The sequence below is a fragment of the Chryseobacterium gleum genome (assembly GCF_900636535.1).
Classification (GTDB): Bacteria; Bacteroidota; Bacteroidia; order Flavobacteriales; family Weeksellaceae; genus Chryseobacterium; species Chryseobacterium gleum.
The window spans coordinates 5,150,058-5,162,496 of the sequence record NZ_LR134289.1; the positions used below are offsets into that span (position 1 = coordinate 5,150,058).

The 12,439-nt window shown below is 36.4% G+C and carries 12 protein-coding genes; 5 read left to right on the forward strand and 7 right to left on the reverse strand.

All coding sequences use genetic code 11. The annotated features are described in order from the left end of the window. Nucleotide 1: 1 nt before the first annotated feature. Nucleotides 2-1,321: a PDZ domain-containing protein gene (locus EL165_RS23725; RefSeq protein ID WP_002981051.1), complete on the reverse strand. Its 1,320-nt coding sequence runs from the start codon at nt 1,319-1,321 to the stop codon at nt 2-4. Nucleotides 1,322-1,437: 116 nt separating this feature from the next. After that, the gene (locus tag EL165_RS23730) at nt 1,438-2,076 is read right to left on the reverse strand and encodes an alpha/beta hydrolase (RefSeq protein WP_002981050.1); all 639 of its coding nucleotides are present in this window, start codon (nt 2,074-2,076) and stop codon (nt 1,438-1,440) included. A gap of 245 nt (nt 2,077-2,321) precedes the next feature. Here EL165_RS23730 and EL165_RS23735 point away from each other — a divergent pair, with 245 nt between their 5' ends. After that, nucleotides 2,322-2,753 (forward strand): hypothetical protein, encoded by a 432-nt coding sequence (locus tag EL165_RS23735; RefSeq protein WP_126358705.1) that lies wholly within the window; start codon nt 2,322-2,324, stop codon nt 2,751-2,753. Nucleotides 2,754-2,799: 46 nt separating this feature from the next. Here the strand turns inward: EL165_RS23735 and EL165_RS23740 are convergent, their stop codons facing one another. Continuing rightward, nucleotides 2,800-3,438 carry a response regulator transcription factor gene (locus EL165_RS23740; protein WP_002981048.1) on the reverse strand — a complete coding sequence of 213 codons (639 nt, stop codon included), beginning with the start codon at nt 3,436-3,438 and terminating at the stop codon, nt 2,800-2,802. After that, a complete protein-coding gene (locus EL165_RS23745) occupies nt 3,428-5,401 on the reverse strand; it encodes a tetratricopeptide repeat-containing sensor histidine kinase (RefSeq protein WP_002981047.1) in 1,974 nt (657 codons plus the stop codon). The genes EL165_RS23740 and EL165_RS23745 overlap by 11 nt, the downstream gene beginning before the upstream one ends. 198 nt (nt 5,402-5,599) lie before the next feature. Between EL165_RS23745 and EL165_RS23750 the strand changes: the two genes are divergently transcribed. After that, nucleotides 5,600-6,016: a hypothetical protein gene (locus tag EL165_RS23750; RefSeq protein WP_002981046.1), complete on the forward strand. Its 417-nt coding sequence runs from the start codon at nt 5,600-5,602 to the stop codon at nt 6,014-6,016. A gap of 73 nt (nt 6,017-6,089) precedes the next feature. Here the strand turns inward: EL165_RS23750 and tyrS are convergent, their stop codons facing one another. Next, nucleotides 6,090-7,385, reverse strand: coding sequence for a tyrosine--tRNA ligase (tyrS, locus tag EL165_RS23755; protein WP_002981045.1), 1,296 nt, complete (start codon nt 7,383-7,385; stop codon nt 6,090-6,092). Nucleotides 7,386-7,658: 273 nt separating this feature from the next. On the opposite strand from tyrS, the gene EL165_RS23760 reads away from it, so the two are divergent. After that, complete coding sequence (locus EL165_RS23760) at nt 7,659-8,219, forward strand: RNA polymerase sigma factor (RefSeq protein WP_002981044.1); 561 nt, start codon at nt 7,659-7,661, stop codon at nt 8,217-8,219. Nucleotides 8,220-8,326: 107 nt separating this feature from the next. Here the strand turns inward: EL165_RS23760 and EL165_RS23765 are convergent, their stop codons facing one another. After that, the gene (locus tag EL165_RS23765) at nt 8,327-8,959 is read right to left on the reverse strand and encodes a hypothetical protein (protein WP_041461884.1); all 633 of its coding nucleotides are present in this window, start codon (nt 8,957-8,959) and stop codon (nt 8,327-8,329) included. Nucleotides 8,960-9,074: 115 nt separating this feature from the next. On the opposite strand from EL165_RS23765, the gene lipA reads away from it, so the two are divergent. Continuing rightward, the gene (gene lipA, locus EL165_RS23770) at nt 9,075-9,941 is read left to right on the forward strand and encodes a lipoyl synthase (protein WP_002981042.1); all 867 of its coding nucleotides are present in this window, start codon (nt 9,075-9,077) and stop codon (nt 9,939-9,941) included. 153 nt (nt 9,942-10,094) lie between these two features. On the opposite strand, the gene EL165_RS23775 is transcribed toward lipA, so the two are convergent. After that, a complete protein-coding gene (locus tag EL165_RS23775) occupies nt 10,095-10,994 on the reverse strand; it encodes an AraC family transcriptional regulator (protein WP_002981041.1) in 900 nt (299 codons plus the stop codon). A gap of 172 nt (nt 10,995-11,166) precedes the next feature. Here EL165_RS23775 and EL165_RS23780 point away from each other — a divergent pair, with 172 nt between their 5' ends. Continuing rightward, entirely contained in the window at nt 11,167-12,369 is a 1,203-nt protein-coding gene (locus EL165_RS23780; protein ID WP_002981040.1) for an MFS transporter, read from the forward strand. Nucleotides 12,370-12,439 lie beyond the last annotated feature (70 nt).

The following is a 12,439-nucleotide window of genomic DNA, read 5'->3' on the forward strand; positions in this document are numbered from 1 at the left end:
TTTATTCTTGATAAGGAATTGGGTCTTCAAGCATGAAGCGGAATGTCAGCTCTTCATTTTTTCTTCGAATGACCATAGTAATATTCCGTCCTTCATTGGATTTCATTAATTCTACTATTTTTTCAAGTGTCATATCCGCTGTTCTTTCTCCATTGATGCTAATAACTTTGTCGTCCTTTTTCAGACCAGCTTCATATGCCGGGGAATCTTTTCTTACTCCTGTAATGGAAAATATAGGTTTTAAACTGAATTTATATTGAAAAGCATCTTTATACACTTCAGTTGTAACCATAGCAGATTTTTGGGTTTCGATTTTTAATCTGTCTTCCTGCCATTCCAGACCGTCCTGTTTGAAGTCCAGTCCGCTCATATTAAAATGAAAAGGATCGTCAAAATTTCTGTTTTTCTTAAGATACAGTTTTTTATTGGGATAATCAAAAATAACCGTAAAACGACGCATTATTTCTCCACCTACAGACCCTTTTCTGTTTTCTACTAAATTGACATGCTGGATAGAAAATTCATCCGGCATAGCGGTAAGCGGCTTTTCGAATTTAAAATCTCCAAGGTAAAAATTATGAATACGGCTTCTTTTTCCATAAATATCTCCGTTGAAACCACGGCCAAGGAAATCATCAATATTAGGTCTGTTATAGACGAAATTTTTAATAAGTGTAGGGAAAAGCCATATAGCATCACTGTTTCCAAGGTCAATCAGCAGTTTTGAATCTTTTTTTTCGTTCGTCATTTCTACACCGGCATATAAATAAGGCTTATCCTTTTCAATTGTAATTGGAAATTCTTCAAACCTTTTGATTTTCTTTTTTAAAAGATCTGCATTTTCATACACCGTTATTTTTTTGGATGTATAATCTATATAGATAGGATGGTCTTTGAAAAAATGATATCCGATTACCCCATTGACAGGAATTCCTACATGTGGCGAAATATTAAATTCTTCATCAATGATAATATAGAGAGACATGGAGGTATTGACAATCTCATCACCTATTTTGCCTATATTACGCTCGGATTTTAAACCATCAATACTTACACTGCCTCCAAGACCGGAAAATTTAACTTTTTCAACATTGCTCAGTTTGAGCTCCTTATTTTCCAGACTAAAGAGAATAGCTTCTGAAACTCCCGTATCCAGCAGAAAAGTGAGCTCTGCACCGTTGACAGTAATCGGGATAAAGATAAGATTGTTGATAAACTGAAAAGGAATAACTGCTTTTTTGGTATTAACCAACTCAAAAGAGTTCTGGGCATTTACAAAAATGCTTAGAAATAATCCCAGTAAAAGCAATCTAAATTTCATTTACTGAATTTAGCAAATTTATCGGTATGATAATAAAAAAACATTCCAAAAGCTGGAATGTTTATATAAAATGCAATGAAGTGCTGTTTTTGTTGTTATTTTTAAATCCGGTTTCTTTATTTGGAAAAGAAATCCATCAGATCCATATAATTTTTCTGGTTCACGCCATGTCCGCTCATATATTCTCTGAAAGAGAAATAACAGCTAAGATCATAAAGGAGGTCTGCAGCCTTTCTTCCCCATTCCAATGGAATCACAGCGTCATCAGTACCATGAGAAATAAAGAAACGAAGCCCTTCCAGCTTCTTTTTGTCTTTCACAATACCGTCAAGGATTTTTTCCTCGGGATAGCTGCTCAGGCAGGCAACACGGTTGAAAAGTTCAGGATGTTGTAAGGCCAAAGCATAACATAGTATACCTCCCTGGCTGAATCCACATAAATGAGCTTTGCTTTCCATCAGTCCGTAATGATTGATGATTTTCAGTATACTTTCCAGAACCGCATTGAGAGATTCTTTTGCCTGGGAAACATTGATAAAGTTTTCAGGATCGTTAAAATTGATGTCATACCAAGAATATCCTTCAAATTGAGTATCATGCGGAGCTCTGAAACTGACAATGATCCAGTCGGAGGGAAGTGTCTCCCTGAAACTGAAAAGATCCTGCTCATTACTGCCATAGCCATGAAGCATAAAAAGAATAGGGGTGTTGGGTGTAATATTTTCCGGCTCCCTTACTAGATAATCTAAATTCATACAGCAAATATAATTAAATTACATCCAGAATCTTAATTTTTATTATTCATACAATAAACTTCAGCTGCAGGATGATTTATGTATAATAATTGATCCGTTGGGCTATATTTTTGAATTTTTCCGGTCATTTTTCTTTTTATTGATTTGATATTATTTGGAAATCTTTATTGGAAAATTTTCATAAAAATTATTTTTATATTAATAAAAAACTTATATTTGAAACATTAAAAAATCTATTTGGAGAAATGAAGCAATTTTACAATTCAAAAAGTTTACTTAGACTTTCTTTTTTATTCGTTTTATTATTTTCTGTAATCACCGTTGTCAGTTCTTGTAAAAAAGATGATGATGAAGAGTTTAAAGATCATGTGGTTCAGTTTGAAGTGAAAACAACTGCCGGAGGAGAAATTATAAGCGTTGTAACTCAGGTGGGTACAACTCAAAATACAATTTACAATACTCCCCAGACACCGGTAAATTCACCCTGGACAAGTGGAGAATTCTTTGTAAACTCCAGCCAGGCACAGCTGAATCTTGATGCCAATGCTTCAATGCCGGATGATAATTCTGAATTAACAATCACTCTGTACATTGATGGAGAAGTGGCAAGAACCGTGAAGAAGAAAGGTAAAGGTGTATTGGTTGCTTCAATCGATTATAGTTTCCTAGAACCGTAATTACTTTAAACATTATATGAAAAGACCGCCTTTAAAGCGGTCTTTTTTATTCTTCAATCATCCCTTGCTGCATAGCCCGGTTGATTAATTCCGTTGAGTTCTTTGCATGGAATTTCTGAAGCAGGTTCTTACGATGGGTATCTACAGTAAGAGGGCTTAAAAACAGTTCTTCAGCAATCATATTACTGGTTTTTCCCTGTGCTACCAGCTGTAGAATTTGTTTTTCCCTTTTGGTCAGCCTGGCAACAGGAAGATCATTCTGGGAAGGGCGGCTAATGATCTGTTTGGTTTCATTACAGAAAACAATGTCACCCGAAAGTGCTCCTCTGATGCATATTACGAGCTCGTCAATAGAAGTGTTTTTAAGAAGATAACCACTTGCTCCGTTTTGTATAGACTGCATAATAATGCTCCTTTCTGAGCGGTTGCTGAACATGATTACCGAGGTATTTGGAGATATTTTTTTTATTTCTCTGCAAAGTTCTGTTCCGTTAGCGTCAGGGAGTGTAATATCCAGAAGAACAATATCCACCATCTCAGACTGAATACAATTGATAGTTTCCCTACCAGAGGCAAAACTTCCTGCTACGTTAAAAACGGGCTGGCTGTTCAGCATCATTCTCAGCCCTTCGATAACAATGGGATGATCATCTACAATGACAATATTTATTTTTTCATTCTCCATGGATGTTGAGTTCTATATTAATTGCTGTTCCCTGGTCATCGGAATTGATTTCCATTTTTCCTTTCAGATAATTAACTCTGTTTTTCAGGTTGCGCAGACCCATACTTTGGGTAGTGTTTTCTATATTTTTATCAAACCCTTTTCCGTTATCTTCAATCGTAATCAGAAAATTATCGCCGGATTGCGAGCATTGAAGCAAAATACTGCTGGCTTCGGCATGTTTTACAGCATTGGCTAATAACTCCTGTACAATCCGGTAAATATTAAGCTGGATATTTAATGGTAATGCTTTATCAATATCAATAGCCTGAAAGTCAATGTCGAGATTTTTTCTGCTGTAAAATTCACACAAGTCGTTTATGGCTGTTTCCAAACCAAAATTAAGCAATGATTCAGGCATTAAATTTCTAGCTACATGACGGAGCTCACTTACAGAATTGTCCAGCTGTCCGAGAATTTTATAAAACTCCTGATCCTTTTCCGGGTTTAAATGACTGGAAGACCAGGTTGAAAAATTGATCTTTACACCAGCCAGCATGCCGCCAAGACCGTCGTGAAGATCCCTTGCAATACGTTCTCTTTCCCTTTCCTCACCATCAAGAATGGCTTTGGTTAATGACAATTCTTCCTTTTGCTTAATATCATTGAGTTTTTGCTCGTTTATTTTTTTGTTTTTTCTGAAAATAACCAGCAAAAAGATGAGAAGACTTAGCACAAGCAATAGGACAAGTCCCATTCCCCACAGATAAGAATTCTTTTTGTTGACTTCAAGATCTTTTTGATTTTTCTCAGCATTTAAGGTTGCGATTTTTCTTTCTTTTTCAGCAGTATTGAATTTAGTTTCGAGTTTATTGATTTCAAGCTTAACACTTTCGGTATTCAAACTATCGTTAAGTTTAGAATATTTCTGTTCCCACAGCAGCGCTTCTTTAGTGTCTCCCAATTCTTCGCTAAGCAGGGATAGCTGCTTATAAAAGGTTTTTCTGTTATTCAGATCAATAGCCAGAGACTTTTCTGTTAAAACATCTTCCAGAGTAGTTTTAGCCTCCTTATATCTTTTAAGTTTCTTTAAAATGTCAAACTTGTTGAAATAAAACATTTGAGCCAGAAGGTTCTGGTTGTACTTTCTGGTATAAAAAATTCCTTTTTCTATTACAGGGAGCGCTTCTTCATTCTTTTGCCGGGTAATATACAAAAGGGTTTTGCTGTAATAATAATAGGCATTGGATGAAGATTCAGGATATGATCTGATGAGTTTTTCGGCTTTATTCAAATACTTTTCAGCCTGATCTCCATTAGCCTGATAGCAGAAATTGTTGGCAGAATTGAGATAGGTAAAAAATAGCTCAGCAGAATTCGGGTATTGTTTTTCAAGAATTTTCAGAGCTTTATTATTGTAACCTTCAGCTTTTTTAAACTGGGCATTATAAGTAAGAATCACTGCAAGCTGAGTATACAGAAATCCCAGGTTTCTGCTGTTTCTATATTTTTCAACCAGCGGGATGCTCTTTTCAAGCATGATTTTAACCAAAGGAACATAACCCTCTTTATCCTTTTGTGAAACTCCGTAGCTGTACCAGGCAAGGGCCTGAAGAAAATCGGATTCTTCATTTTTAAATTTAGATAAAGAGCGGATAGCCTGTTGATAGGAAGCTGCAGCTTTCTTCTTATTTCTGTCCAGGTTATATTGTCCTTCGTAATAGTAATATTTGGCCGAAATAAAAGGCTGGTTTCGAGCCAGGGTTTTTCCGTTGGAAAGGTATCGCTTACTTAAAACAGAATCACTGTTACGGAAATAATTGGATAAAAGGAAAGATGCCGTTGCTTTTGAAATATCAGCGTAGTTTCCTTTTGTAATGTTTTGTAAGCTGTCTATATATGATTTTTCATTAAGCGGAATGATTTGTTGGGATTGTAACGCAAAAGATAAAAACAGGCTTAACAGGACAAATAATCTCTTCATTATAGATCAATTCTGAAAAATATTTTTTTAACGCTCAATTTAATTAAAAAAAATAGCATAAAAAATACCAGAATTTAGGTAGAAAAAATTACTTGTTTTTCAGGATTGATAGACGTAGATGAGGCTCATAGCTTTGCACATATCAAATCATGAATCATAGAATATTCAATATAGTAACTAAAATTTAAACAAAAGATTATGAAAAAAATGAGTATGAATCAGCTGTTAAGAGGCGCATTCATTGCAGTAATAGCAACAATGCTGATTGGATTTACAGCGTCATGCAGTAAAGATGATGATGATAATGTGAATGGAGCAGGGAAAAGTCATAAAGTGGTCTTTAAAGCAATCGCTTCTTCAGGCAGTAATATTGAGGTAGCGGTGTACGGAATTGATGGTAACCCTACCACTGCAACAAGTCTTAGCGGAACAACATGGAGCAGCCCTGAGGTAACATCAGAACCGGGAGCATACAACGCAACTGTTGGAGTAAACGCTGTCGGACCGGATGCTTCTGCAACTTTGAAAGTTCAGATCTGGGTAGACGGAGAGCTGAAGAAAGAAGGAACTTCCAGCGGACAGTATTTGTCGGCTACTGCAAGCTATACATTTTAATATTAAATTTATTTAGGAAATGAAATCGGCGCTGAGATTCATCTCAGCGCCGATTTTTATATGGTCTTTCAGATTAGCCTACTTTGACAATAAAGTAGCTTTTTTTGCCCTTTTGTAACAATAAGAATTTACCATCAATAAGATCTGTTTCATTAGCTGTAAAAGTATCATTCACTTTTTGCTTGTTGACTGAGATGGCGTTTCCTTTAATCTCTCTTTGTGCCTCACTCTTCGATTTTAAGAAGCCTGATTTTTCAGAAAGAAGATCAACAATATTCACTCCCAGAACATCAGCTTTTGCAATTTCTTTTTGAGGAACACCGTCAAAAACTTCCAGGAAAGTTTCCTCATCAAGGCTTACCAGATCTTCAGCCGTAGAACGGCCGAAAAGAATTTCAGAAGCTTTCAATGCTTTTTCATACTCTTCTCTCCCATGTACCCAAACGGTAACTTCTTCTGCAAGTTTCTTCTGTAGCTTTCTTTCGTGTGGGGCTGTTTTATGTTCTTCAATTAAAGCTTCAATTTCTTCTTTTCCTAAGAAAGTGTAGAACTTGATGAATCTTTCAGCATCTTCATCAGTAGCATTCAGCCAGAATTGGTAGAATTTGTAAGGAGATGTCTTCTTTTTATCCAGCCAGTAATTTTCCCCACTTTCAGACTTTCCGAATTTGGAACCATCAGCTTTTGTGATCAAAGGAACCGTTAATGCAAATGCTTCACCCTGAGCTTTTCTACGGATCAGTTCTGTTCCTGTTGTGATATTTCCCCACTGATCAGAACCTCCCATCTGCAGTTTTACATTATTGTTCTGGTATAGATGAAGGAAATCATACCCCTGGATGAGCTGGTAAGTGAATTCTGTAAAACTCATTCCGTCTGCACCGCCTTCTCCTGAGAATCTTTTCTTTACAGAATCTTTAGCCATCATATAATTGACAGTGATATTCTTCCCGATATTTTTAGCAAAATCAAGGAAAGAAATATTCTTCATCCAGTCGTAGTTGTTAACCAGCTCTGCTTTGTTTGGCTCGTTTCCTTCAAAATTTAAGAATTTTGAAAGTTGGTTCTTTAAACAGTCAACATAATGTAAAAGGGTTTCCTCATCCAGAAGATTTCTCTCTGCTGATTTTCCTGACGGATCTCCGATCATTCCTGTAGCACCTCCTACCAAAGCAATAGGCTTATGGCCATGCTGCTGGAAGTGAGCTAAGATTTTTATCTGGATAAGACTTCCGATATGTAAAGAATCGGCAGTAGGATCAAAACCAATATATGCAGTAGTTACCTCTTTATTCAGTTGTTCATCGGTTCCAGGCATCATATCGGCAAAAAGACCACGCCATTTCAGTTCTTCTATAAAGGAATTCATTGATTTTTAACTTTAAAATTTTAAGATGCAAAGATAATAAATTCAGAAGTATTAAGGGGAAAAAAGCAAAACAGCAAAAGGGCAAAAATGCAAAAAAGATTAATGGTAAATTGTGAAGCGATTTTTTGTAGCTATATTGGAACAATGCAAATATTATACAATAAATGATTAATCTGCTATTTTGCTGTTTTACCGTTTTGCCTTTTAGCCTTTTTACCACTTTACCCTTCCCATCCTTTGTTTTTCACCCCAAATACTCTATATTTGTTAGTAATGAACGACGAACAGCTATTCCTGCTCATCCAGAAGGCCAAAGATAAAGACCAGAAGGCCCAGACTAAACTCATTAATGTTTTTTGGGTGGACGTTTTCTCATTTGTGATGAAGAAGGTGAAAGACGAAAATGATGCCGATGAAATTACTGTAAATGTTTTTTCAAAAGTACTTTCGAAACTGGATATGTTTGATCCTCATTTTCAGTTTAAAACCTGGGTGCTGACTATTGCCCAGAATACCGTAATTGATTTCTGGAGAAAAAAGAACCGTGACACTGAAGATGCCGTTGAAAACCTTGACGAAGTTAAAAATCAATATGCAAAATCTCCGGAAGAACTTCTGATTTCCGAAGAAGAACAGAAGAAAATCATCAAAACCATAGAATCCCTGGATGCCAATTATCAGGATATTATTAAACTGAGATTTTTTGAAGAAAAAAGCATCAAGGAAATTGCTGAAGAACTGGGTATTTCGGTAGCGAATACCAAAGTACGGGTAATGCGCGCTAAAAAAGTCTTAGCTGAATTGTTGAAGAATAATGAATTTGATGATAATTAAATATCAGAAAAGTCAATTCTATTCAATAGGAACGGGCTTTAGCCCGTTCACTAAAAATTAAAATTCAAAATTGGCTTTAGCCAAAACTTAAATCCCACGGTTTTTATTTAAAAATACACTTCCTCTTTTGTTTTTGGAAGCACTATTTTTTGTTGCTTTTCCTGATTTCTGTTTTGAAGATTGATCTTTACTCCTTTTTTAATATAAGTTTCTTTTAAAGACTTACCATATTCAGCAGTATTTTCTACCTCTTTTGAATAGTTCAGCTGTCCTGTAGAAAGGTTAAAATCAATATCCTTCCAGTAATCTCCCGGCCTTCCTGAAGTGGAAGAAGTTCCTATTAATTCAAAATGTCCGTTCTGATATCGGTATTTATCTGTTACATTCCATTTCCAGCTGCTTCCTCCATTCTGTGAAATGATCAGAATTCCTTTTTCAATTTTGGTTTCCCCATAAGGATCTCCCATCATTCCGCCTGCACGGCTTTCCATTACTGCATTTCTTGATTTTTCCAGGATCGTCCATTTTCCGTTCACTTTTTTCAGGATCTGAATTTCACGCATGTTTCCCATATCCGTGGTATCCTTGGTGTTGTAAACAATTACTTTTTCAGGAATTTTGTCACCATCAAGATCTCCGTCTACCGTTTCGATGACCGTAGAACCTACCGGTTGCAGCTGTTCCTGAGCAAAACAGAATACTCCGCATACCATCAATAAAAGAAATAATATTGTTCTCATAAGAATATTTTGGAGCCATAAATATACAAATGAATTTCGGATGATCAGTTTCATCAATATTTCCGGTTGATGGTTTCCATTAAAAATTCCTTAACTTTGAACTTCAATTTTAGAAATGGAAAATTCAGTTCAAGACACTACCGTTCAAAAACCAAAATGGATCCGCGTAAAACTTCCTACCGGAAAGAATTACAGAGAGCTGAGAACTTTGGTTGATAAATATAAATTAAATACCATTTGCCAAAGCGGAAGCTGCCCAAATATGGGAGAATGCTGGGGTGAAGGTACAGCTACTTTCATGATTTTAGGAAATATCTGTACCAGAAGCTGTGGATTCTGTGGTGTAAAAACAGGAAAACCTCTCGATGTCAACTGGGATGAACCTGAAAAAGTGGCAAGATCTATCAAATTGATGAAGATCAAACATGCCGTTCTTACTTCTGTAGACCGCGATGATCTGAAAGATATGGGTTCTATTCTTTGGGGAGAAACAGTAAATGCTGTCAGAAGAATTTCTCCGGGAACCACAATGGAAACCCTGATTCCGGATTTCCAGGGTATTACAAAACACCTTGACAGACTCGTAGAAGTGGCGCCTGAAGTGATCTCTCACAATATGGAAACAGTAAAACGTCTTACCAGAGAAGTGAGAATCCAGGCAAAATACGAAAGAAGTCTTGAAGTATTAAGATATCTGAAAGAAGCCGGACAAAGAAGAACCAAAACAGGAGTAATGCTTGGATTGGGTGAAACCAAAGATGAGGTTTTCCAGACTATTGAAGATATCAGAAATGCCAATGTAGATGTAATTACACTTGGTCAATATCTGCAACCGACTAAAAAACATCTTCCTGTAAAAAAATTCATTACTCCGGAAGAGTTTGATGAATTCGGAGATTTTGCAAGAAGTTTAGGGTTCAGACACGTTGAAAGCTCTCCTCTTGTAAGAAGTTCTTACCACGCAGAAAAACATATTCATTAAAATATAAACCGTTCAGCAATGAGCGGTTTTTTGTTTTTTAAGTAGCAGGTAGCAGGTAGCGGATTATAGGTGACTGGGATTAGCTAATGAATGTGGCAATCTTTACAATAACCACTGTCATCATTCCCATCCTTTGGAGGGGTGGTCTAAAATCTACTTATTACAAACTGTTTCCCTGGTAATAGGTGCAATTTTTCCATTGATTTCAATAGGTCTGAAATGCTTTTTCTTAAACTCAGAAGGTGTTTCTCCTGTATGCTGCTTGAATAGTTTATTAAAATACGAAAGACTCTCAAAACCTACCTGAAAACAGACTTCTGTTACAGACTGATCCTTCAGAAGAAATATTTTAGCCTGATTGATCCTGTAATTGTTAACAAAATCTGTAAATGTCATGTTGGTCTGCTTTTTAAAATAACGGCAGAAAGCCGGAGTACTCAGACTCACAATTTCTGCAATTTCATTCACATTAGGTTTTCTGTCATAATTTTCGTGAATATAATCGTAGATGGTTCCCATTCTGATTTTATCATTCAGAAACCATTTGATTCTGGTATCTTCTTTATTAAGTTCTTTCACTTCCGTTGAATCTGCGAGAATCTGTAAAATTTCAATCAATCCCATCAAAGACTCAAAAGAGCTTTTATCTTTAATAATCTGCAGCTTTTCAATAACTGTATTTTTGGTTTCTCCGGAGAATGATAATCCGAGATAAGAACGTTCTAAAAGCACTTTGATATTTTCAAATTCAGGAACAGGAAGAATAATATCCTGAAGAAAGCTTTCCCGCATCTGTACGACAAGCTGTTTGCATTCAGTCTGAATACCGTAATCAAAATTAAGATGAGGAACATTGGAGCCTATCAGCAGAAGATCACTGTCTGTAAAACCTGAAATATTTTTCCCAACATGCCGGATGCCATTCACTGCTTCTACATATACCAGTTCAATTTCCGGATGATAATGCCAGAAAAAACAGTTTTTCAGGGAAGGGGCAAACAATTTGAATGATTTCCCTTTTTCAAATTCAATAATTTCTTTCTGGATTTTCATCTTGTTCTGTTTTGATTATTTCTGAATTTAAAATTAATTAAAAAGGTTAATATGGAGCAAATTTTTATCATTCAAAGAGAAGTGAATTTCAAAATTTCTTTCGAATTTTGCACTTTCAAAACAGAAGTGAACAAGTGATTAAAAAAATTAATTCAGAAAAGATTTAGATATAATGAAGATTGATAGAAGAATAATACCACTGGCTATCGGTGGTTTGGGAATAGGAACTACGGAATTTACCGTAATGGGACTGTTACCGGATATAGCAAAAACACTACAGATTACAATACCGCAGGCCGGTCATTTGATTTCAGCTTATGCCATGGGGGTGGTGATCGGGGCTCCCATTCTGATCGGATATTCCGTAAAATTTCCGCCTAAAAAGGTCCTGATGGCTTTTATGATCCTTTTTACACTGTTTAACGCTCTTTCTGCAATTGCTCCTGGATACAACAGTATGTTAGCTATCCGTTTTCTGTCCGGACTGCCTCACGGTGCTTTCTTCGGAGTAGGAACAGTGGTTGCTTCAAGAATGGCTGGAAAAGGAAAAGAGGCATTTTATATATCCATGATGTTTACCGGGCTTACGGTTGCCAATCTTGCAATGGTTCCTCTGGTTACTTATATCGGACATATCTTCCATTGGAGACTGTACTTTGCGATTGTAGCAGTGATTGGACTTTTTGCCATTCTATTTTTAAAACTTTGGCTTCCGAATCTGGAATCCAACCAGAATACTCATTTCATGGAAGAACTGAAGTTCCTTAAAAATAAACAGTCGTGGCTGGTATTGGCTATTACAGCAATCGGATTTGGAGGACTTTTTACATGGTTAAGCTATATTACCCCTCTGATGACCATTGTTGCCGGAATCAAAAGCAGTCAGATGGCTTATGTAATGGTTCTTGCCGGAGCCGGTATGGTGGTAGGAAATCTTGTGGGAGGCGTTGTTTCAGATAAATTAGGTCCTGAAAAGACCTGTGTACTCCTGATCTTCCTGATGATGATTTCCCTTGGAGGAGTTTTCTTCCTTGCAGAGTATAAAAATATTGCTTTGGTACTTACATTTATGTGCGGTGCTTTATCAATGTCTATCGCATCACCCATCAATATTATGATGATGAAAGCTGCCCCGAAAAGTGAAATGATGGCTGCCGCTTTTATGCAGGCCGGTTTTAATATTGCGAATGCAATGGGAGCTTTTCTTGGAGGAATTCCTTTGGAATACGGGTATTCATTCAATTATCCTTCACTGGTAGGAGTGGGGATGACCTTTATTGGTTTGGTTGTAAGTATAAGATATATGTATCTGTACAGAACTCAGACTCAAAATGAAGAGGAAACTGTTGCAGAGTGTGTTTCCTGTGATCAATAAGTGTACGGTTATTATAGCTGAAGATAAAAAAAGAACCTGTTTCAGAGAGAAACAGGTTCTTTTGTATAAG

Excerpts from the sequence above, each read along its gene's own strand:
- EL165_RS23735 (WP_126358705.1), top strand. The coding sequence starts at position 2,322 with ATGAAGCAATTTTACAATTCAAAAAGTTTACTTAGACTTTCTTTTTTA.
- tyrS (WP_002981045.1), bottom strand. The coding sequence starts at position 7,385 with ATGAATTCCTTTATAGAAGAACTGAAATGGCGTGGTCTTTTTGCCGAT.
- EL165_RS23750 (WP_002981046.1), top strand. The coding sequence starts at position 5,600 with ATGAAAAAAATGAGTATGAATCAGCTGTTAAGAGGCGCATTCATTGCA.
- EL165_RS23740 (WP_002981048.1), bottom strand. The coding sequence starts at position 3,438 with ATGGAGAATGAAAAAATAAATATTGTCATTGTAGATGATCATCCCATT.
- EL165_RS23745 (WP_002981047.1), bottom strand. The coding sequence starts at position 5,401 with ATGAAGAGATTATTTGTCCTGTTAAGCCTGTTTTTATCTTTTGCGTTA.
- EL165_RS23765 (WP_041461884.1), bottom strand. The coding sequence starts at position 8,959 with ATGAGAACAATATTATTTCTTTTATTGATGGTATGCGGAGTATTCTGT.
- EL165_RS23775 (WP_002981041.1), bottom strand. The coding sequence starts at position 10,994 with ATGAAAATCCAGAAAGAAATTATTGAATTTGAAAAAGGGAAATCATTC.
- lipA (WP_002981042.1), top strand. The coding sequence starts at position 9,075 with ATGGAAAATTCAGTTCAAGACACTACCGTTCAAAAACCAAAATGGATC.
- EL165_RS23760 (WP_002981044.1), top strand. The coding sequence starts at position 7,659 with ATGAACGACGAACAGCTATTCCTGCTCATCCAGAAGGCCAAAGATAAA.
- EL165_RS23780 (WP_002981040.1), top strand. The coding sequence starts at position 11,167 with ATGAAGATTGATAGAAGAATAATACCACTGGCTATCGGTGGTTTGGGA.
- EL165_RS23725 (WP_002981051.1), bottom strand. The coding sequence starts at position 1,321 with ATGAAATTTAGATTGCTTTTACTGGGATTATTTCTAAGCATTTTTGTA.
- EL165_RS23730 (WP_002981050.1), bottom strand. The coding sequence starts at position 2,076 with ATGAATTTAGATTATCTAGTAAGGGAGCCGGAAAATATTACACCCAAC.